This window comes from Paenibacillus sp. Y951, from assembly GCF_056786395.1.
The window spans coordinates 74,752-96,611 of the sequence record NZ_JBXCIY010000007.1; the positions used below are offsets into that span (position 1 = coordinate 74,752).

Genomic DNA, 21,860 nt, shown 5'->3' on the forward strand with positions numbered 1-21,860 from the left:
CCAGTTAGTTCAATAAGCTGCGCTCTAAATCTTTTGCCCAATATGTTAAAGATTCATCTTCCATAAAACTACCTATACATTGGAAGCCTAGTGGCATTCCATTAATTTTTGTTGCTGGTATGCTTATTGTTGGAAGTCCTACGTAAGACCAAATTGCGGTCATACCAGCCCAACCTGTTTTGCTAAAACCTTTTGGTGCCACTCCACCTTGGGCTGGTGAAACCCACAAATCGATGCCATTCTTCATTTTAGCTTGTTCCAAATCATTTCTTAATTTCATTTGTCCAATACGGTATTGTTCTAACTCCTCTAATGGTATGGTTTGACCGTTTATAATGGCTTCTCTTACTGAAGAGCCATATAGTTGCTCATGCTGTTGGAACCAATTATCGTGAACCTGAGCCATTTCTCCCTGAACTAATCGAATCATGGCGTCGCCTACTATCAAGGAATCATCCCACGGCATATCTACATTGCGAATTTGGTACCCTGCTTGCTCCAATAATAGTAGCTGGTTTTCGAAAGCCCTTCTGACATCATCACACATCAATGTCATAAACATTCCATTTGGTATCCCCAAAACAGGCTTTTGATTAGAATGGAAGGTACGCCAGTCAGGAATTAATTGTGAACTTGCATATTCCATGCTTTCAATGTCTTGAGTAAAAAAACCAATTGTATCAAAAGAGGGTGATAATAATATAACCCCATCTAAAGCAACTCGCCCATAGCTAGGTTTAAATCCAACTACACCACAAAATGAGGCAGGAGCAATGACCGAACGAAGGGTCTGAGTGCCAATAGCTATTGGACATATTCCAGCGGCAACCGAAGCGGCTGAACCAGCGCTTGAACCGCCAGGTGTGTGTTCAATGTTATGTGGATTTCGGGTAGATATAACACTATGATAAGCGAATTCTTCTGTAATGGTTTTCCCTGCAATAACTGCTCCCAGTGAACGAATTTTTGAAATAAAGGACCCTTCACTCGCAGTCAAATCAACAACTGGAAGGTTTGAGCCTGCCCTAGTCGGAAAACCATCTACATGTATCAAATCCTTGATTGCAAATGGAATACCGAAAAATGGAGGTCTATCATAATGGCTAGGGAACTTTTCTAATAAGTTCTTCGTATCACATTCGAGGCGTTCTTTTAGATTCCCTTCAGAAATAAAAGCGTTTACATGCAGTTCAACTTCAGAATAACGATTATAAAAATTATCTAGATAATCAGTTAATGAAGCATTGTCAGTGAATAAGGATGCTCGCTCAAGATACATTATTATCCCCCATTTATAGTTATTTTCTTCTATTTCCAATTTACCATAATATGGACTCAAATTCCCCTTATTATTGCTGCTAATTATGTCAAATATTCGAAATTCATTTAATTATACTGCCCGTTAGCCATACATGCAGCGAAAGTACCACACCACAGATGATAGAAGTTAATGCATTCTTCCATGGGAGTTATAACTTCAATACTTGCAATCTGCAGGTATTTTTGAAGGAGGGGTTTGTATATAATCAAACACTAATATAACTGTTTACTTATATAGAAGAATGTGTATAATAAAAACTGTAAAGGAACGGTATGGAGTGTGGTTACTCCTACAGCTAATCTCGAGATAAAGTAAAGGAGTGAAATTTTTTGACAAAAAACACAGAAACACTTGCAGAAACAATGAAGTTACTTGCTGATAGAACACGTTTAAACATACTTGCTCTCCTTAAAGAGAAAGAACTGTGTGTATGCGATATCGTCGATATTCTAGAAACTACGCAGCCAAACATAAGTCAGCACTTAAGAAAATTAAAAACAGGTGGACTTGTCTCAGAAACTAGGCGTAGCCAATGGATTTATTATTCATTGAATGTAGAGGATAAACCATATTTAAAGGGTATTATTGAAGAGCTTCCTTCCATGAAGAATCAATTAAATAAGTTAAATCCGGAATGTTGTAATTAAAAGAAGCTTATGCTTTCAAAGTCACTTTTTGTTTTCTAAGATGTGTAAATGAAAGCTACAAAAAGTTTTAGGAGGTTCATATGTTAGTTATTGCGGCTATTATATTTATTATTACACTTATTTTCGTCATCTGGCAGCCTAAAGGTCTAAACATCGGATATTCTGCTCTTGGCGGAGCAACCCTTGCCCTTCTATTTGGGGTCGTCGACCTTCAGGACGTTTGGGATGTCACAGGCATCGTATGGAATGCGACACTTGCATTTGTGGCAGTTATTCTTATTTCACTCATCCTTGACGAGATTGGATTTTTTGAATGGTCTGCTCTTCATATGGCCCGGTTCGCGAAAGGGAACGGCTATCTTATGTTTACTTACGTGGTTTTGCTAGGAGCAGCTGTTGCAGCTTTCTTCGCGAACGATGGAGCTGCACTGATCTTAACTCCCATTGTGCTTGCTATGGTTAGGGCATTAAAATTTGACGATCGAATGATACTGCCTTTCATTATGGCAAGCGGGTTTATATCTGATACTGCCTCTCTCCCACTTGTTGTCAGTAACTTGGTTAATATCGTTTCATCCGATTTCTTCGGAATTGGATTTGCAGAGTATGCAAGTCGAATGATTGTTCCAAATTTCTTCGCAGTTGGTGCTAGTTTACTCGTTTTATTTTTGCTATTCAGGAAAAGCATTCCTAAAACCTATGATCTCAACCAGCTAAAACTCCCTCGTAACGCGATAAAAGATATGCGCATGTTTAAGCTATCATGGATTGTATTAGCTGCTCTATTCATTGCTTACCTAGTCAGTGAGTTTATCCATATTCCTGTGTCGATTATTGCAGGTATAGCAGCAATTATATTTATTATTGCAGCACGTAAAAGTTCGATTGTTCAAACAGGTAAAGTGATCAAAGGAGCACCTTGGTCAGTTGTCGTCTTTTCTATCGGTATGTATGTTGTGGTTTATGGGCTTCGCAATGTTGGTCTTACGGATCAGCTTGGAAAAGTGTTTCAATGGACAGCGGATCAAGGTTTATTCGTGGCAACGATTGGAACGGGCTTCATTGCCGCTATACTCTCTTCACTTATGAACAATATGCCTACGGTTATGATTGATGCTCTGGCTATTCAAGGCACCGATACAAGTGGTGTGATAAGAGAAGCTTTAATTTATGCGAATGTAATCGGTTCTGATTTAGGCCCCAAAATTACTCCAATTGGTTCATTAGCTACCTTATTGTGGCTTCATGTACTATCCAAAAAAGGTGTAAAAATTACTTGGGGTTATTACTTTAAGATCGGAATCGTTTTAACACTTCCTGTACTATTTATTACACTATTAGGCCTTTACTTATGGCTTAGTATTATACACTAATTGAATTTCAAAGGAGATCTTAAAAATGGAAAAGAAACTGGTTTATTTCTTATGTACGGGTAACTCTTGTCGAAGTCAAATCGCGGATGGATTTCTTAATGCTCTCGGAAGTGATCAATACGAAGTGAAAAGTGCTGGTCTGGAAGCTCACGGTTTGAATCCAAGAGCAGTTCAAGTAATGGCTGAAGCAGGCGTTGATATTAGCCAAAACACATCTAATGTGATCGATCCGGAGGTTTTGAATCGCGCTCATTATGTCATCACGCTTTGTGGTCATGCTGATGAGCATTGTCCTGTTGTTTCTAATCCTAATGTAGTGAAATGGCATTGGGGCTTCGATGACCCTGCCAAAGCTACGGGTACAGAAGAAGAAATTATGGCACAATTCCGTAACGTTCGAGATGCAATTAAGTCGCGTATCGAAACCTTTGTGAAAGAAGGAAAATAAATCTATTAACAGTCCAAGGAGAAGTCTAATATGAAAACATATCATGAATTAATACCGGGTCGAATATATATGGGCGGTGCCCAAGACGTACAAACAATGGTGAATATTGAAGATGTTGAGGTTGTTGTTGATTTAAGAGAAGAATCAGAGCAGTGTGCTGCGACTCGTGAAGGATTAGAATGGATCAAGGTGCCATTGGGTGATGAAGCTAATGCTCCACAGGTTGAATTACTACGATCAGCGATTAAGGCTGTAGTCGATTCCTACAGAGAAGGAAAAAAGGTCGCTTTTCATTGCGGAGGTGGTAAAGGTCGTACAGGGACTGTTGCTTTTGGAACTCTCCTCGAATTAGGATTAGCCAATACCATTAAAGATGCTGAGCAGCAAGCCAAAAGTATCCGCTCTATATTAAATATTAAGCCAGCGCAGCGAAAATCATTAGAAGCCATATATTCATAATAAAAGGAACGTTTGCAAGGCAGATTGCCAGTAAACGTTCCTTTTCTACATGAACTTATATTAATAGTGTGTTCATACTTGATTTTCATGTTCAACAATTTAATAACTTAATAAGTTTACACGAAATAGCTGATTCTCTTGTCAGCTGCCCATGTGTTGTTGAAATACTGTTTCCAGTGAGCACAACAACACAAGATATTATTTCAAAAGATACTGACGTTCTCCAGTTTGTGCTGCTTTTTCCACCGCATCAAGAAGTTGATGCAGTTTTACCGCATCCGCAAAACTAGGTGTTAGGGATGTTGCTTCTTGTATATCTTTAGCAAACTTACTGTACGCCTGAGCGACATTCAGAACAAACCCTGCATCGTTTTTAAGGGAATCTGGTACCCAATAATAAGAATCTGGGATTGTTAATTCATGAAGCTCTTTATCATTATGAACTGCACCCCATAATTGGTGTGATCCAAATTGAATCGTAGCCGGCGCATTGAGTACGATCGTTCCCTTGTCTCCAAAAATTTCAAGAGTAAGCCCCGTGTGGTGCTTAACTCCCCCTTGTATATGAACACTGGCAGTTGCGTCGTTGGTCAATTTTCCTGTAATCAGTATTTGATCATCTGTCGTTTTTTCAATGACTTTTTGAATATCCACCAATTCGACTTCTGGAAATTGTTGCGCAGTGACGGCTGAAAGTTCTTTGAACTCTCCAAGCATGTAGGTAAATGCATCAAGATTATGTCCGCCTACAATAGTGAGTAAGTTCCCCCCTATCTTCCGATCAAATAGGTAAGCAGTAGCCTTGTCAGCCACTCCACCCATTCCATCAATAGAGATCTTTAAATTGGCCGACAGAAGTTTTCCAACATAGCCTTCCGCCAATAAATCTTTCACATAATTGATTGCGGGGGCCTGTCTTGACTGCAATCCAATCGCATTTGGCAATTGTCGGGACTCCACCCATTCCTTCATTTCGAGCGCTTCAGCCGTGTTAGATCCTAGAGGCCATTCACAATAAATCGGTTTTCCGGCAGGAATAATAGCTTTTACTGCGTCATAATGTTCCTTTACGTTGATACTGACGACCACTATATCCACATCGGAATGTTGAGCCAAATCTTCCACTTTATCAAAACCATGAGTTGCTTTGAAGGCTTCAGCGCTTTGCTTGGCACTCTCCATATTGCTCGTCCCAACTGCCGTGAGTTCAAGCTCATTTAGGTGCTCAATTGCTGGAATATGTGTCCCTCTAGCCCATCCGTTATTAATAGAACCTCCTATAATACCTACTCGTAATTTTTTACTCATGAAAAACAGCTCCTTAATTTCAATTTATAAGATTGTGTTAGAATTACTTCTTCATAGCGTATCTATTAGCAATGTAGGGAAGTTCTAAGTTTCCGCGTAATGTAGAGGATTCATACTCTGTGCGGAAGATACCTTTTTTCTGTAGTATAGGAATTACTAAATCAATAAAGTCATCAAAACCTGAAGGATGCTCCTGTCTAAGTAACAGTAGATCCATTGCTCCCTCTTCATGCCAATGTTGAATTTGATCAGCGACATCGTCCGCTGACCCGAAAAATAATGGCTTCGGTAAGCGATAGCCTGGGGGCATTAAACGTTCTAACTCTTGAAATTTTTCATTTGCTTCTGCTTCTGTTCTTCCTACAATAGGACTTTGCGTAGGCATAATGAGGAAGTCATCAGTTGCTCTTCCTGCAGTAGATACTCTTCTTTTTAACTCATGACTGAATTGCTTGGCATAATGAAAATCATCCCCATTTACAAGCACGCCTTCCGCATGTTTAGAAGCGATATCCATAAATTCGTTAGAAGTTCCAGCTTGAAAGATCACAGGTCTACCTTGAGCAGAACGACTAATATTTAATGGACCATCAACTGAAAAGTACTTTCCTCTATAATTCAAGGGATGCATCTTATTGGGATTCAAAAAGATCCCACTTTTTTTATCCCGAATAAAAGCATCATCTTCATAAGAATCCCAGAGTCCTTCAACAACTTCCAGAAACTCCTCTTTCATCGGATAAAGATCAGACTTCGAAAGATGTCTCCTACTATAGTTAGCCAACCCTCCTGGATTTGAAGTAATGGCATTCCAACCAGCTCTCCCTTTGCTTATTTTATCGAGTGATGCTATTTGTCTAGCTACTGTAAAGGGGTCTGCATAGGACGTTGCAATGGTTGCGACAAGTCCAATATGACTAGTTACCATACTAAGTGCCGACAGAATCGAAATACCTTCAAACATGCTTAAATAGTGTGGTATCATTCCAGGTCCAACATGACTTACATCAGCTAAAAAGATCATATCAAATTTACCTGCTTCTAATCTTTGGGCTTTAGTTACATAAAACTCTATATTCTCGCTTGCATTGGTAGGCATATCAGGATGACGCCATGCTGTATGACTCCAACCTAGGCCATCGACAATTGCGCCTATTTTAAGTTGTTTTTTATTTCGCATGATGTCCCACTTTTCTATTAAGGTTAAATTCTTTAGCCAATAATTGATATGCTTTTAGTCGTGCAGTCTGTTCGGGATAAAAATCTGCGATCATAATTTCATCAACCCAAACTTCTTTTACCATTTTTCTTAGTTGGCCGGCTACACTTTCAATACTTCCGATAACAAATCTATCTCGATTATATTCTCTAGCTCTTTCTTCATCGGGAGTATAGACATGTGTTGCTGCTTCTTCTAAGCTAGGGAAGGTTAAATTAGGTGATCCAGTAACCATTCTTGCCCACATGAGTTCTACCGGACCACTCAAATATTTTGCTTCTTCTTCAGTTTCCGCAGTAATAACTGCGATAGCCAACATACTTTTAGGTTCATTCATATACAATGAAGGTGTGAAATTCTCGCGATACGATCTCAAAACTGGTATTGCCCATTTTGGGGATATATGTGCAGCAAATGCAAACCCGAGCCCTTTTTCAATTGCAAACTGCACACCTCCCTGACTTGATCCCAACATATATATATCGGGGATCAAAGATGCATCTCCAGGAGGATTAATATTACGATATGGATGATTGTCAGGAAAACTTCGCGAAAAGAAGGAAAGCAATTGGTCTAATTGAACTGAAAAATCATCACGTGATACTTGTAATGCCCTTGCCGTTAGACCATCTGTTCCTGAAGCTCTACCTATTCCAAGATCAACCCTTCCTGGGTGAAGAGCTTCAAGTAGGCTAAAGTTCTCAACCACTTTCAATGGACTATAGTTAGGCAACATTATCCCTCCTGAACCTACACGAATGTGTTGGCTATGGGATGCTGCATGTAGACTTAGCAAATCTGGCGACGTGCTGATTTGACTTGATGTATTGTGATGTTCAGTAAACCAATATCTCGTATAACCTAGTTGATCAGCTAACTTGACTACCTCAGTCGTATTTTCAAGACTTTCCTTAGGGGTAGAGTGCTTGTATACATGTACGAAATCTAATATCGATAATCTTAACGTTGGTTCTTTCAAAGTTGGATTCATGGGATTTACTCCTTTATAACAAATTTATTGATAGTGGTACTTTCAGATTTATTTAGCTTGCTAAACATTTACTTAGCTTGCTAAATAAGTTTCAATTAAAGAGAACTTAAAATAAGTTACTCTCCATTTGCTTCATAAGTCGTCTTAGTAATAAGCGTTCATCTGGTGAAATCGAATGAAGTAATTTGTCTTGCTGCTGTCTCCACTTGATAGTTATAGGTTCTTCTAGTTCTTTACCCTGTTGAGTTAGAAATATTCGCATAACCCTTGCGTCTATTTCATCACGTTTTCGATAAATAAATCCATTTTGTTCAAGAGATTTAACCATATTAGATACAGTAGGTGGTTCACATTTTAAGTGTTCACATAGCTGCATTTGTGTGACGCCATCACCTGACCACAATCGATAAAGTAAATTATCCTGGCCTACATAAAGATTAAGATCTCTAAGACTTTCGCTATAATCTCGACGCGTGCGAGCTGATATTTTATCAAACAACTCACGAATATCACAATCAACTTTATCGCTCATGTGGCAACCCTCAAATAGTTATAATTTATTTAGTAAGCTAAATATATCACAGTCAAATTTATGAGTCAACATACTTCGGAATCTAAACTTATGGCTCCGTATAATATCTGAAAAAGAAATTACAAATCCCCGAGAAAAAGACAAGAACATTTGTCGGAGAAGAGTATCTTCTATTTCACTTGGCTATTAATCATCATATTTAGCAGGTGCATTATTTTTAAAGCGGTGATTTTTTAGACAGAAGACGGATCCAATTCTCATTTTCCTTTTGAACCGTGAAAGTGATATTTTTTGCTACACATGCTCGCTTATTTGGATTCTTGGGCGCTAATCTTTTTTGATTTTTCTCCATAACTTAGAACACACCTTTTCCGATTGTTTTCAATAGTTTATGCGAAAAATCGGAAAAGTAACCAAAAAAAAGAGAAAGCAATAATACAATCGCTTTCTCTTTTTCATTTATTTTATTTAGCTCGTCTAATTACGTCCATGTCGTTTGATTTCATTCGTCCAATTGAGCGTTCCATGTTAATGGTTGTTGGTCGTTTATTCGGATTTCTAGGAGGCACAGTGCTGTGACGGGAAGCCTGATTTGTTTGTTTATTTCGTTGTGGTTTTAAAGGTGACTCAACTGACATATCTTCCACTCTCCTTTCACTGTTGGCTTTATCATATCATATGTATCAATGGATTTCCAACTTATTCTCATGACTCTGACTCATCATCGATTTCAACATCATGAGACAATAAATCATCTTCGTTTGCTTTTAACCACAAATCGAACGTGTATAACAGATTTAACATTAGAGAAGCATCTGCGCCTGTCACCTCACTTTTTTTCCTCGAACTAACAAGAAAGATCAAATTGTAATACTCCCCAAAGTAAGGGAATAACACAGAGGAGCAATCACTTTCAATTATTTCGATGTTTTCTCCTTCAAGAATCGTCTTGATACCCTGACTACTTCTCATGCCAACTCCCCTTAAAGAGAGGTTGTGATCCTTCATAATTTCATTGTAGGCAGCTGTTACATTCTCTTTAAACTCCCTCTCAATAGGAGAAGACTCTACCATATAAGAATAGACATCAAACTGGAACGATGATGCAAAGCTTCTTAAATATGCGAGAACTGATTCTTCATATTTTTCAGAAGTGAATTGAAACTCATCCATATGCCAGTCAGACATATTTTTTGGCACTATTTGATTTACTTTAATGAGTTTTTCACTTAACTCAATAAACGTTCCCCGATTTTTATTGATACTATCAACTAACCCTTCTTGCTTTAATTCATTCGACATGAACTTCGTAATATCAGGTGTTTGAAAGACGAATAGATCAATGATAACTACACTTATCACTAGAGTGATCAAATGCTGAAGGTTTTCTCCCACATCGGGAAATACGCCAAATAACCATAAAAAGAAGGACGATACAACAACCACACCGTAATATATCTTTCGAATAGCTACGCGATGCTTCAGATAAAACTCTCGATTCCAAATGTATAGACCTATGCTGAATGCGATCCCCACCAAAAATATGATGAATATTAAAACCATATACCAAGTTGCTACCAATCGTATACCTCCTTTCTTTTCCCATTATACTTCATAATCTTTACTCCTTCACTATTCATTTTTTCTCAAGATCGGGCTGCCGAATATGTCAAAGGCTGATCATCAATAATCTGAAGATCAGCCTTTGACACCCACTTATTCTTATTTGTTAATTTTGATTACTGCACATACTAAATTATTTTAGTTCAAAAAAGTTAATTGTTTTTTTGGCAACTGCGGCAACCTCGAGCAACTCCAATGTCTTACAGTATTCATTCTTAATCTCTCCGTCTATCATATCTAGGTCATCCTCTAAATAATCCACCACGCTTACATCTTGAAACCAATCCCCCGGTTCTGCTTCCGGCTGGCTGACATTTTTCCAAGAATGTTCAAGTTTTGGGCTGTAAATTCTCCTTGCTCCCTTGCGAAGCCGGCACGATTTTAACCTTAATGGATAAGTTTTTCCCGGTATAGCTTCATTTACATTATTGAATAAATGCGGCCAATAATCTTTCCTTGATCCAGTATGCGGATGATATTTCGCCCAACCCAGGGCCTGTCTATGAAAATCTGTATTTTTAAATAAAACGGCATACAGCCTTTTGCCAAGTGAAATTCGCTCATGGAGAGACTGGAATTGTTGAAGAGTCTGCCCCTTAACATTGTTACCCTCCGAAGGGAAAACAATGTAATTCAGTGGCAGCCAGTTCTGAAGATGAAATCCGATGTTGTTGAATATTTCTTTTTGATAATGGGGATTTTGAACGACCCTTTGTTCCAGGTAGCTTTGTTCATTGATGACTAACGCTATACAAAGAATATACGTATCTCGAACTCTCCAAAAATAGTTCCAAACCGTCTCCATAAACATAGAAATATTTAGTTGAGGGAGTAGATAAAACATGGGTCTATTATGTCTTAAACTCTCATCGTAAAGCAGAAATTGCGGGTATATATCTTGGAAAATCAGCCAGTTACCGCGTTCTAAAAAATGAAAAAACGATTCCTGCTCCTTCCGTGAGAGTAGTTTGGATAGAAACTCTCCCTTGAGATCGGTCATATTCCATCCGCCGTTCCGTGATACCATATGTCCTAAAAATGCCCAGTGGATTTCAGGATGCCGAAGATAAACCTCGAGATAGGCCTTGGTTCGGGTCACATTATTTAGATTGTGCTCCCCAGTCATCCGTCTAATTTTATTCAAAAGCTCTTGCTCTGAAAAAGTTAGCTTATTCGAAATGGAAGTGGAGTGTTTCATTTTTTTCTTTAATTCCTTGCGAATCGTTTCAAGTGGTGTTGTTTGGCGTTTTCTGGTGGAAAAGATATTAACCCACTCCCTTATGGAAACCGATGTCTATATGATTATTTTATTAAGGGAATTAGAAATTGATGACAAGGATATTATGCAGACAACTAAGCGATCTCATCTGCAGCGTCTTTATCAGGGTCTATACCCTTTGTTTCTTTGCCAAAAAACAGCACAGTAAGTGCTCCAATTACGATTGTAATAAAAAATATCATGAACACAGTGGTAATTGCTACATCTCGTGCAACTAGCATACCCACGAGGAAGGGACCGATAACGCCACCAACTCGTCCAAATGAAGCAGCCAGTCCAACACCGGTCGCCCGCACTGTCGAAGGATACAACTCAGGTGTGTAAGCATACATGCCACCCCATGCACCAAGGTTGAAGAAGGATAGACAAATTCCAGATGCAATTAATATTCCTTCCGTCTCCGCATTTCCAAACCACACTGCACTTAACGCAGTTAGCAGCAAATAAACAACAAGAACGAATTTTCGACCGAATTTCTCAATAAAGTATGCCGCAGTAAAATAGCCTGGAATCTGTGCCAGTGTTATGATCAGTATATATTGGAAGCTTGTCACGAGATCAAAGCCTTTTAGCAGCATGATAGATGGGAGCCACAGGAACATACCATAATATGAAAAAACTACGGTAAACCATAAGATCCACAAAGTAATCGTCGACTTACGGTGTTTGATGGACCAGACAGTTGCCACCCTAGCCTTATAAGTAAGCTTTCGACTTTGTTGTTTATTAAAGGTTGGCGAGTCTTGAATGGCTCTCCTAAGATATAACGCATAGAAAGCTGGAAATGCACCGATTACAAAGGCCATACGCCAGCCATATGCAGGAATAACAAAGTAAGCGATCAGTGCCGCAGCAATCCAACCCAATGCCCAAAAACTTTCAAGTAGAACAACCGCACGTCCTCTATCTTTTATAGGTACCGACTCTGATACGAGCGTAGTCGCGACGGGCAGCTCACCGCCAAGGCCGAATCCAGCTATGAAGCGTAGTACACATAGTACGACAAAACTGGTTGCCAATGCTGATAAGCCACTTGCGATGGAGAAAATAAGTAATGTCCAAATCAGAATCGCCCTTCGTCCATATCGATCAGCAAGCAACCCTGACATCGCAGCTCCTACCGCCATACCAATCGAATTAATAGCCATGACTAGTCCTACCTGCTGTGCACCCAAATGCCATTCTACAGCCAGTGCTGTAACAATGAAGGAGATCATCCCAACCTCCATCGCGTCAAACAGCCAGCTTAACCCCGCACTAAACAACAGTTTCCGTTGTTTGGGTTCGCGTAATAAAGCTGATATCTTCATAATCTTTGCTCCCTGTTATTATATATAGTATCTTTACGAACTAAATCATATAGTACCATAAGAACAGTCTTCCCCGTCTAATAATTTAAAAGGTTACAATAACTTTGCCTTGGGAGTGACCAGTAGAAACTTTGGTTAATGCTTTGTTTATGTCAGCAAACGGATAAGTTGAGTCTATAGAAGGTTTAATATCTTCTTTTTCCACAAGTGTAGTGATTTCTTGTAATTGACTTCCGTTGGCTTGTACAAATAAGAAATGATATTCATTATTATGTTTGCGAGCTAAAGAATCAAAACGTGCACCGACCAAACCAAACAATAGTTTTTTCCACAGCGGAAAATTATTGTCAACGGCAAAGCGATAATTAGGGACTGCTTTCAATGAGACTAATTTCCCCTGAGGTTTTAAAATAGCTAGTTCAGTTTTTATTTCTTTCGTTCCTAACGTATCGATCACATAATCTATATCAGAGAGAACATCAGCATAGTTTTCCTCATAATAATTGATGAACTGATCTGCTCCAATTGACAATGTACGAGATCTACCTCGTTCACTTCCACTTGTAATAACATATAACCCCATTGATTTAGCGATCGGGATTGCCATAGCACCAAAGCCGCCAGTGCCTCCGGGAATAAATAGCTTTTGGTCAGGCTGAGCATGGAGCACGTCATGTAATGCTTGATACGCAGTCAAAGCAGTGAGAGGTACTGCTGCCGCTTCATTAAACGATAGATTTTTAGGCATGATAGATATAGCTTCTGCATTGACCGCCGCATATTGGGCAAAAGCACCTATTTGATTCACTGGTAACCTCGTATATACGTGGTTACCAACTTGAAAGTTTACAACATCTTTTCCAACAGCCTCAATAACACCGGAAAGTTCATTCCCTAAAGTTAGTGGGAAATTATAATCAGTTACCATGCGAACACTGCCATTTAGAATTAGTATATCTAATGGATTTACACCAGCAGCTTTCACTTTAATAAGAACCTGATCGTTTTTGATTTCCGGCATCTTAACATCATTAATTACCACTTGTATTTCTTTAGAATATTTCAACATTTGAGCGGCTTTCATGTTTTCATCCTCTTTCACTACAGTGTTGTGTTCTCGCTTTATTAAAGTGCAATGATTATTCCAGATAAATTTATGGCGTACAATCATTTAGTTGTACGCCATTTTTTCAATACCAGCTATTTACTTTCTTGTTCCAAATCTTTCATTGTAGGATAATCCGTATAACCTTTACTTCCGCCACCGTAAAATGTTGTAGGATCTGCTGAATTTAATGGAGAACCTTTTTTCAGTCGTTCTACCAAATCCGGATTAGCTAATGACCATGCACCGACGGGTACTAGGTCAGCAAGACCGTTATCAAGATCGACACTTAAATTTTCTAAAGCTCGACCGGCACGATTAACTAACATAGGATTTGTCCAGATTGAGCGAATGTCTTGGAGCAACTCTTCGTTCCCGAGATGCATGATATGAAGATAAGCTAAATCCAATTGAGCTAATTCTTTTACAAGATAACGATAAAGTTCAGGGCCATGTTCACCATCTTGAATCCCACCAAGAGGTGTTCCTGGCGAAATACGGAAACCTGTTCTTTCTGCTCCAATTTCTTCGACGATTGCTTTCGTTACTTCAATCGCGAAGCGAGTACGATTTTCTATAGATCCGCCATATTCATCTGTACGTGTATTCGAATTTTCACCTATAAATTGATTAATCAGATACCCATTTGCTCCGTGAATTTCAACGCCATCCGCACCTGCTTTAATTGCCGCAGCTGCTGCTTTTCGGAAGTCAGCAATGGTCGTTTGAATATCCCCTATACTTAATTCACGAGGAACAGGGATGTCCTGCTTACCTTTAGCGGTAAACACTTCAGCACCTGGCGCGATTGCAGATGGTGCAACAGGTTGACGATGATGTGGTGTATTGTCTGGGTGCGACATGCGACCAGCATGCATTAATTGGATAAATATATATCCACCTGCTTCATGCACTGCATTGGTAACCTTTTTCCATCCTTCAATATGCTTATCCGTATATATTCCAGGTGTCAATAAGTATCCTTGACCATCATCAGAAGGTTGTGTACCTTCTGTAATTATGAGTCCCATTGACGCTCGTTGAGTATAGTAAAGGGCAGTTAATTCTCCCGGTGTACCATCTTCATTCGATCTACTACGTGTCATTGGTGCCATTGCTAGGCGATGAGATAATTCCAAATTCCCAATTTTTGTTTTGCTCCATATTTTATCCATTTATTACACTCCTCTTTTAAATTTGTCATTTGTATTAAGATAAATGTGGGTATATCGCAGAAACACCACCTGCAAGTGCGCTTTGTATGTGACGGCTTATGTCATCAGCAATAATTTCAAAGCGATCAGCTTCTATGCCATCAATAGCTATTTTGGCGATATCTTTTGGATTGGATTTGGAATCTTCTAACCCTTTCGTCATATCTGTGTCCATATAGCCCACATGTAATGCTATTACTTTCACATTTTGAGGATACAGATTTAACCGCAGATCGTTCGTCAATGCCCACTCAGCAGCCTTTGCAGCAGTATATGCCCCAACAGATCCGGAACTAACCCAAGACAAGGCGGAAAGAATGTTGAGAATCGATCCTCCTCCGTTATTTGTAATAATCGGTGCGAAAGCACGAACCATGGAAAGCGTGCCAAAGAAATGTGTATTAAACTCCAATTGTATTTTATCAAGATCACCGTCTAGTAAAGAAGCGCCTGTAGACGAACCAGCATTGTTGATTAAAAGTGTAGTATCCTTAGCGACCTTAGCAGCAGCAGCTACTTCTTGAGGGTTTGTAATGTCTAGCTTCACAGGTATTACACCTGGAATGTCAATAGTTTCCGGATTACGTGCACCACCATAAACTTTTGCCCCTCTTGATAGAAGTTCAAGAGCTAGTTGGCGGCCTAAGCCGCGGTTTGCTCCAGTGACAAATGCGACTTGTTCAGAAATTTTCAATTTTATCATCTCCTATTACTCATGTATAAATTCTTTTTTTGTACAACACCTATTCGGGAATGATCATTCTAAAATACGCAAAAGAATGGGTCACATAGAGAAAACTTCAAGCAAGCTTAGAAACAAATTCGAGAACGATCATTCTAAAATGTACATAGTGAACATTACCCTTACATCTTTCTTATGATAAGTAACTACGGGCTTACTAAAATAGGAACAGGAACAGTCATCCTAAATATAAAATAGTTACTTATCTAATAGTTTTATAGAAAAACTTGCTATGCGTTGTATTTTTTCTTTCGGCATGGAGGTTCTTGTCATTACCCTTAACCCAACACAAACAGCATGCAATTGTTCCGCAAGTTCGTTGGCATTGCAATCTAAGTTGAATTCCCCATTTTGCTGCCCCCACAGAATAATATCCGTGAATAGCTGCTCTGATAATGTGAACGATTCCGTTGACTTTGAATCCACATCTTCATCGCGCATTGCCAACTCCACCGCTGAATTCACCATTAAACAGCCAGAAGGAGAATCCTCTTCACCATTTATCATGAAATCAAAAATAAATTCTAGCGCCTCCGTTGCAGTCTTAGAGCGTTTAACTTGTCCTGCAATTTCAGCATTCACCTTATCGCGAAATCGATCCATAGCCTTCAAAAACAGCGTATGTTTGTCGCCGAATGTGTCATACAAACTTCTGCGATGGATGCCCATATGCTCGACCAGATCTGTCATAGATGACTTCTCATAACCTTGTTCCCAAAAGAGTTTCATCGCCTTATCTAATACTACGTTCTCTTCGAATTCCTTGCTTCTTGCCATTATGTTTTCCTCCTCCCATCGATAATATAACATATTGAGAACGATCAGTAAAGAAAGAGAATTTGTTCATTACATTTTTAGTTGATATCGGAGATTTAATCGCTTCCTTCATTACGGAAAGCTATACATGTGCTTGTCCATTATCGGCTACAGATATAAGTTCTTGTTCGGAGAAATAGACAAGAACTAGAACTTATATCTATAGACCAATGAAACTAAGAAACGCGCTAGCGAAGAATTGTTATCTATTGATGTGTTATCAACCATCTTAATCCGAAATCGATATTGCCGAGATTAGGCTCCCGATTAGAAGTTCTCTTTTCTCATCTCCAGATTTATAAGAACCTCCAGTGAACAAAAATTTTCCTTTGTCGTTTCCAACGAGACTTATTTCGCCTGTCCTCGTCGTTTGGTCGCGATCCCAGACACGGACGCTGAAATCAATATGATTGAGATCATCACGGTGTACTACATCTGTGGAATAAGAGGAATCCCAGCTAAATCCTGTAATCTGGTATCCGTTTTCTGTCCACTGCTGCAGATTCCTTATAAAATTTATTTTACTAATCTCATAGAACTGCTCATACGTCAAATCTTTGTTTTTGTTATAATATTCATTCCGATCCCCCAACCATTCATCGATGCCCTCTTCGGAAATCTTCGTACTTTCGTTCGTATAATAAAACTTTCCATCCTCAAGCTTCTCGTAATGGAAATCTTCCTTGCGGAGCTCCTTCGCAACGAGTGGTAAACTTTCTCGCAAATCCTCGTAATAATATTTTACATACACATAAGAAAAGGCTTCCTCATAGTCTCCTTCTTTTATAGTATGAAAAAACCTGGACGCGCTGTAATGATCATAAAGATTCTTGTAAGAAATCCCTTCACCCCGATACTGATTCACGCCCATCCATATGAACGGTATGAGTAACAGAAGAGCTGCCGCGCTAAGAGTCCATCTTCGCTTAATTCGTTTTAACACTCTCTTCGCAGCGAGATCGTGATTCATGACGGTCGGCTGATCTTCTGAAGGTTGGAGCAGGCTTCCCTCCACCATCTCATTGGTCATCGCCGTCTGCTTCTCTCTGCACCCCGGGCATTCCGTCAAGTGCTCTTCGACGAGTTCCTTGCTCTCCTCCGAACATGCCCCATCGATATAAAGCGGAAGCAAATCATACACCACGTTGCAAGGCTGTTTCATGCTTTCTCCTCCATTCCTTTTACAATTCGCTCCTTCGCACGGTAAAACGTCATCTTCGCCCATGATTCCGTCTTGCCGAATAAATTAGCAATGTCTTTGAACTTGAGCTCGCCGAACACTCTAAGAGTAAACACTTCCTTATAGGGCTCGGGCAACGAATGCAGCACCTGATGAATCAACATCGCTTGCTCCCTGAGAAGTAACGCTAGCGTCCATTCGTCGCCGTTCATGCCTTCAAGCAAGTCCGTAGTAGCGGAAGCTTGCCTTTTAGCGAGCTTCTTACGCTCGTTCAAATAAAGATTTTTGGCAATTTGGCACAGCCAGCTGTAGAGGGAGCTCTCCTCTCTGAAACTATTGATATGTAGGAAAGCCCGGTATAACGTCTCCTGCGTTAACTCTTCTGCTGATTCTTCATTTTGCGTCAACGACAACAAAAATCGGCGGACTGGCTCAGCATATTTGTTATACAAATCCGTAAAATCGTTCAACCGTTCACCTCTCCTCCCATGAAGAACCGCATATCTATTAGACAACTGCATTCCGAAATAGTCACAAAAAAAAGGAGTGCGAACAAAATATCGTCCAGCACTCCGTTTGCGTAGCCAGAATCTGCGAAATCCGCAAGTGTGGTATAAACAAAATATACCACATATTGGAAATTATCTGCCCGTTAGTTGAATCTAAAATCGGTATCAGCCTGAAGTTTCGTTACGTTACTGAAGAAAACCGTTTTAGGTCCTGAATGATTGAAAAAATAAATTCTTGATTAAAATGGAAATCTCCAACTAAAGTCGAATTTATATGCCTATTTGAAGTAATACTTGAATTTGATAATAAATATGTAACTACAAAGTCTCCTCTGCGATTGATTCGTTCAACTGACATCGTGAATTGTTCTGGAGACATTGCATGTAAACTGCATTTTGTTGAAACATTCCCAATCTCAACTTGATTAATAAATTGTATCAGCTCGTCTATTGAAAACCATACATTTACATTCCAACCTGCAAATTTGTTATTAATCACATCAATGGAACAGGATAAACTAGGAAGGAGGTTATGTGTGATTTTCTGTCATCAGAATATATCCTAAAGTCATAATCTGTTATAGGTTCAAACATCTTTATCCTCTTATCTCTTACTTGCCTCGCTTTTATATCCCTATTAAATCATCTCAATTATCTTTTTCGATTATATCATTCCGCAACCTGCCCGATAGTTGAGTCTACTCCGATGGAGTTGTTGCTACAAATAACGGTTAGTGGTGCAATCGCTTAGGTATGTTTATTATAATTGAGCGAAGAGTGCTATTAATTCATCGTCTGCCAATTCTCTCCACTGTCCTCTATCTAATTCATCAATAGTAATATTCATAATTCGAACTCGCTCGAGTCTCTGCACTCTATATCCTAGAGCTTTGCACATTCTCCTGATTTGAAGATTTAGACCTTGTGTCAAAATAATTCGGAACTCATAGTCATTTATTCGAAAAACATTACAGGGCTTCGTCATTACTCCCAGAATAGGCACACCGCTGGACATTTCTTCTATAAATGGTTGAGTGATGAGCTTGTCCACTGTCACCACATATTCTTTTTCATGACCGTTCTCTGAGCGCATCATTTTATTGACAATATTTCCATCGTTCGTTAACAGAATTAGTCCCTTTGATGCTTTATCCAATCTGCCGATAGCAAAGATCCGAGTAGGATAATTTACAAAGTCGATAATATTTCCTGCCACTTCTTTTGATGCCGTGCAAGTAACCCCAATTGGTTTATTGAGTGCAAGATAGACGGGCTCCGCTTTACTGGCTATCGGAGCTCCATCTATAAGTACAACATCACTCGGATTTACATCGGCCCCTGCCTCACATACAACACCATTTATCGTAATTCTTTTTGCTTCAATTAGTCGATCAGTTTCCCGCCTCGAACAAAATCCAGTTTCACTTATGTATTTATTGATTCTCATGCTGAGCCTACTTTCCTACTTTTATGAAGACAGTGGTGATTGCTACTTCTCGCAAAACTAACATACCCACCAGGAATGGACCGATCACGCCGCCAACTCGTCCAAAAGATGCAGCCAGTCCAGGAGCCACAGGAACATACCATAATATGGGAAAACTACGGTAAAATAAGTATGATCGTATCTTTGTGAACTAAATCATATAGTACCATAGGAGCACATCGCTTTAATATGGAGTAAAATAATGTAGTTACAGGAGTGTCGATGCGAATTAATCGAATCTTCGTGCTTTTCTCATCTCCAGTTAAAAAAATCTCTGTAGTTCTATTGCTTCTAATGTAGAAATCATATTGTTTAAATTCAGTATAAGTTAGATAAATATTCTAATTTAACAATATAATAGGATAGGCTGGCTGTAAACAATAAAATTGACTTTGAAATTAACAGAGCTATAAAAATCGTCAATTGCTTCGGGAGTATCTGATTTATCAATCTCATCTTGTTGCATCAATTTCGATCACAGGAAACTCTCCTTCATTATTTCTTTACTGCAGGATAGAACCTACTCTGTATGGCAACGTTTAGTTATTTTTATTGCCACTAGGACGTTGAACAATTCACATATAATCAAACTTTGTATGGGGTAATAAATACCCCCCTTTCAATGTAAATATTAACAGGGAACAGCCATCAAATAAATGATGACTGTTCCCTGTTTTGTAAGGTTAGTTTTATCTTTCCTTTGACTTATTCAGAAACTTTAATGACAATTTTACCAAAAGCACCACGACCTAGATGCTCGTAGGCTTGGATAGCCTCGTCGAATGAGTACACTGTATCGATTACTGGATGGATATTTAGTTCATTAAAGGCTTTGTTCATATCATCGAATGCTTTGCGGTGACCGACATAGATGCCTTGAATATGTGCTTGTTTCGCTAATAATGCGAATAAATTCACTTCCGCCATCATGCTTTTCAGGAATCCAATGATATAAATATGTCCTTGTAGCGCAAGCGCCTCGATCGAACGATTAATACTATCTCCACCAACAACCTCTAAAATATGTTGAGCACCTTTACCATTCGTCAGTTTTAATACTTCTTGTTACCAATCTGGCGTATCCACACTGTTAATGCTGCGATTGGTAGTGTTGAAGCCTCTTCATCTGTTAAATTAGCTAGCGCCATTACTGCTGCATATTCATCTAACAACATATATTCCGCTAGGCCACCATCATTCGGTCCACCCACTGCTGTTGGCGCATAGTCTTCGCTTGCTGCCCCATCAACCCATTTTGTGTAAAGATGCGAAACCACACGATCTCCTTCTTTAAACTGGTTAACTTCTGAACCTACACTTACAACAGCTAGTTACTAGAATTCCTTTCATATACACCTCTCCTTAATTATGCAAAATATTCTTTCGATGTTACTAAACTCATGATAGTCAATAGTATACAGTGAGGAACTTCCTTATATCCATATTGATTTTCTCCAAGAACTCTTCGGAAGGAAAATGCCCCATTTCATAATTGATCATTCCTGCTAAGTTGGGAATAATTATTTTGACCTTATTAATAATTTTATCTGATGGAAAAAAGATGTCTTGATTACCGACTATTACCATTGTAGGAGATGAAAAGCTAAGTAATTCCTCTTTCACTGTAAGTTTTGGCATATCCTGTTCCAATTTTACATGTGTGAAAATATCACCAATAATAAGCTTATCCATTGGTTTCATAGTATTATACGACATTACATCAGCAATCTTTTGTAGTTGTTTTTGAGATGAAGTCATATTAAACAATATCATAGGGAGCAAGATTTTTTGTATCATTTTCATTTTGGAACCTAACTGTATACCAGACGGGGAAACCAAAATCGAACATGAGATTTTCTCTGGCATGAATACAGCTAGTCTCAGAATAATACCAGCACCATACGAAGGACCGATAAATGCACTTTTCTCTATATTGAAAAATTTCATTAAGTCAGAAACCCACAAAGCAAAGCTTTCATCTTGTGCTGAAATCCTTGTTTCTGCACTATATCCTGGATGTCCAATTGTGTCTGGCGCATATATTCGGTATTCCTTAAGTAATGAAGAAAACCATGATAAGGTCATAGGGTTGATGCAGTTTCCTCCTTGAAATATAAAGATTGGCTTTCCATTAGTGGGTCCAGTGACCAAAGTATGAGTGTTACCAAAACGTGTGTCTACGTAAATTCTTTCAAACTGTTCATCAAACAATTGCAAGTAGGATTCGTAGTTATCTAGAATTTTTTGTTTTCCTACTTCACTTTTATAAATCGTATGGGAGTGAATGAATATCACCTC

General features: G+C 39.0%; 22 protein-coding genes. 4 read left to right on the plus strand and 18 right to left on the minus strand.

Annotation, left to right across the window (positions count from 1 at the left end; genetic code table 11):
• Positions 1–4: 4 nt before the first annotated feature.
• Positions 5–1,339: an amidase gene (locus AC1TPB_RS11880; protein ID WP_482076680.1), complete on the minus strand. Its 1,335-nt coding sequence runs from the start codon at positions 1,337–1,339 to the stop codon at positions 5–7.
• A 344-nt stretch (positions 1,340–1,683) separates the two neighbouring features.
• On the opposite strand from AC1TPB_RS11880, the gene AC1TPB_RS11885 reads away from it, so the two are divergent.
• The 4 genes from AC1TPB_RS11885 (at position 1,684) to AC1TPB_RS11900 (ending at position 4,248) form a co-directional block, all read left to right on the plus strand.
• Positions 1,684–1,968: an ArsR/SmtB family transcription factor gene (locus AC1TPB_RS11885; protein ID WP_482076890.1), complete on the plus strand. Its 285-nt coding sequence runs from the start codon at positions 1,684–1,686 to the stop codon at positions 1,966–1,968.
• Positions 1,969–2,048: 80 nt separating this feature from the next.
• The gene (locus AC1TPB_RS11890) at positions 2,049–3,341 is read left to right on the plus strand and encodes an arsenic transporter (RefSeq protein WP_482076681.1); all 1,293 of its coding nucleotides are present in this window, start codon (positions 2,049–2,051) and stop codon (positions 3,339–3,341) included.
• A 25-nt stretch (positions 3,342–3,366) separates the two neighbouring features.
• A complete protein-coding gene (gene arsC / locus AC1TPB_RS11895) occupies positions 3,367–3,789 on the plus strand; it encodes an arsenate reductase (thioredoxin) (protein WP_482060850.1) in 423 nt (140 codons plus the stop codon).
• Between the two features lie 30 nt (positions 3,790–3,819).
• Positions 3,820–4,248, plus strand: coding sequence for a protein-tyrosine phosphatase family protein (locus AC1TPB_RS11900; RefSeq protein ID WP_482076682.1), 429 nt, complete (start codon positions 3,820–3,822; stop codon positions 4,246–4,248).
• A gap of 198 nt (positions 4,249–4,446) precedes the next feature.
• On the opposite strand, the gene AC1TPB_RS11905 is transcribed toward AC1TPB_RS11900, so the two are convergent.
• The 17 genes from AC1TPB_RS11905 to AC1TPB_RS11985 form a co-directional block, all read right to left on the minus strand.
• The gene (locus AC1TPB_RS11905; RefSeq protein ID WP_482076683.1) at positions 4,447–5,556 is read right to left on the minus strand and encodes a Gfo/Idh/MocA family protein; all 1,110 of its coding nucleotides are present in this window, start codon (positions 5,554–5,556) and stop codon (positions 4,447–4,449) included.
• A 43-nt stretch (positions 5,557–5,599) separates the two neighbouring features.
• Entirely contained in the window at positions 5,600–6,736 is a 1,137-nt protein-coding gene (locus AC1TPB_RS11910; protein WP_482076684.1) for an NtaA/DmoA family FMN-dependent monooxygenase, read from the minus strand.
• Positions 6,726–7,766 (minus strand): LLM class flavin-dependent oxidoreductase, encoded by a 1,041-nt coding sequence (locus AC1TPB_RS11915; protein WP_482076685.1) that lies wholly within the window; start codon positions 7,764–7,766, stop codon positions 6,726–6,728. The genes AC1TPB_RS11910 and AC1TPB_RS11915 overlap by 11 nt, the downstream gene beginning before the upstream one ends.
• Before the next feature lie 106 nt (positions 7,767–7,872).
• A complete protein-coding gene (locus tag AC1TPB_RS11920) occupies positions 7,873–8,298 on the minus strand; it encodes a MarR family winged helix-turn-helix transcriptional regulator (protein ID WP_482076686.1) in 426 nt (141 codons plus the stop codon).
• 705 nt (positions 8,299–9,003) lie between these two features.
• Positions 9,004–9,879 (minus strand): type II toxin-antitoxin system SpoIISA family toxin, encoded by an 876-nt coding sequence (locus AC1TPB_RS11925; RefSeq protein ID WP_482076687.1) that lies wholly within the window; start codon positions 9,877–9,879, stop codon positions 9,004–9,006.
• 175 nt (positions 9,880–10,054) lie between these two features.
• The gene (locus tag AC1TPB_RS11930; RefSeq protein WP_482076688.1) at positions 10,055–11,119 is read right to left on the minus strand and encodes a DUF2515 family protein; all 1,065 of its coding nucleotides are present in this window, start codon (positions 11,117–11,119) and stop codon (positions 10,055–10,057) included.
• 155 nt (positions 11,120–11,274) lie between these two features.
• Complete coding sequence (locus tag AC1TPB_RS11935; RefSeq protein ID WP_482076689.1) at positions 11,275–12,510, minus strand: MFS transporter; 1,236 nt, start codon at positions 12,508–12,510, stop codon at positions 11,275–11,277.
• Between the two features lie 85 nt (positions 12,511–12,595).
• Positions 12,596–13,594 carry an NADP-dependent oxidoreductase gene (locus AC1TPB_RS11940; RefSeq protein WP_482076690.1) on the minus strand — a complete coding sequence of 333 codons (999 nt, stop codon included), beginning with the start codon at positions 13,592–13,594 and terminating at the stop codon, positions 12,596–12,598.
• 116 nt (positions 13,595–13,710) lie between these two features.
• Positions 13,711–14,790 carry an alkene reductase gene (locus AC1TPB_RS11945; protein ID WP_482076691.1) on the minus strand — a complete coding sequence of 360 codons (1,080 nt, stop codon included), beginning with the start codon at positions 14,788–14,790 and terminating at the stop codon, positions 13,711–13,713.
• Positions 14,791–14,824: 34 nt separating this feature from the next.
• A complete protein-coding gene (locus AC1TPB_RS11950) occupies positions 14,825–15,523 on the minus strand; it encodes an SDR family oxidoreductase (protein WP_482076692.1) in 699 nt (232 codons plus the stop codon).
• Positions 15,524–15,769: 246 nt separating this feature from the next.
• Positions 15,770–16,348: a TetR/AcrR family transcriptional regulator gene (locus AC1TPB_RS11955; RefSeq protein ID WP_482076693.1), complete on the minus strand. Its 579-nt coding sequence runs from the start codon at positions 16,346–16,348 to the stop codon at positions 15,770–15,772.
• Positions 16,349–16,616: 268 nt separating this feature from the next.
• The gene (locus AC1TPB_RS11960) at positions 16,617–17,549 is read right to left on the minus strand and encodes a zf-HC2 domain-containing protein (protein WP_482076694.1); all 933 of its coding nucleotides are present in this window, start codon (positions 17,547–17,549) and stop codon (positions 16,617–16,619) included.
• On the minus strand, positions 17,546–18,037 hold the full coding sequence (locus AC1TPB_RS11965; RefSeq protein ID WP_482076695.1) for an RNA polymerase sigma factor: 492 nt from the start codon (positions 18,035–18,037) through the stop codon (positions 17,546–17,548). The genes AC1TPB_RS11960 and AC1TPB_RS11965 overlap by 4 nt, the downstream gene beginning before the upstream one ends.
• A gap of 799 nt (positions 18,038–18,836) precedes the next feature.
• On the minus strand, positions 18,837–19,523 hold the full coding sequence (locus AC1TPB_RS11970) for a pseudouridine synthase (RefSeq protein ID WP_482076696.1): 687 nt from the start codon (positions 19,521–19,523) through the stop codon (positions 18,837–18,839).
• Positions 19,524–20,267: 744 nt separating this feature from the next.
• Positions 20,268–20,612: a zinc-binding dehydrogenase gene (locus tag AC1TPB_RS11975; RefSeq protein ID WP_482076891.1), complete on the minus strand. Its 345-nt coding sequence runs from the start codon at positions 20,610–20,612 to the stop codon at positions 20,268–20,270.
• A gap of 2 nt (positions 20,613–20,614) precedes the next feature.
• On the minus strand, positions 20,615–20,839 hold the full coding sequence (locus AC1TPB_RS11980; protein WP_482076697.1) for a hypothetical protein: 225 nt from the start codon (positions 20,837–20,839) through the stop codon (positions 20,615–20,617).
• 130 nt (positions 20,840–20,969) lie between these two features.
• Complete coding sequence (locus tag AC1TPB_RS11985; protein ID WP_482076698.1) at positions 20,970–21,779, minus strand: alpha/beta fold hydrolase; 810 nt, start codon at positions 21,777–21,779, stop codon at positions 20,970–20,972.
• Positions 21,780–21,860: the final 81 nt, after the last annotated feature.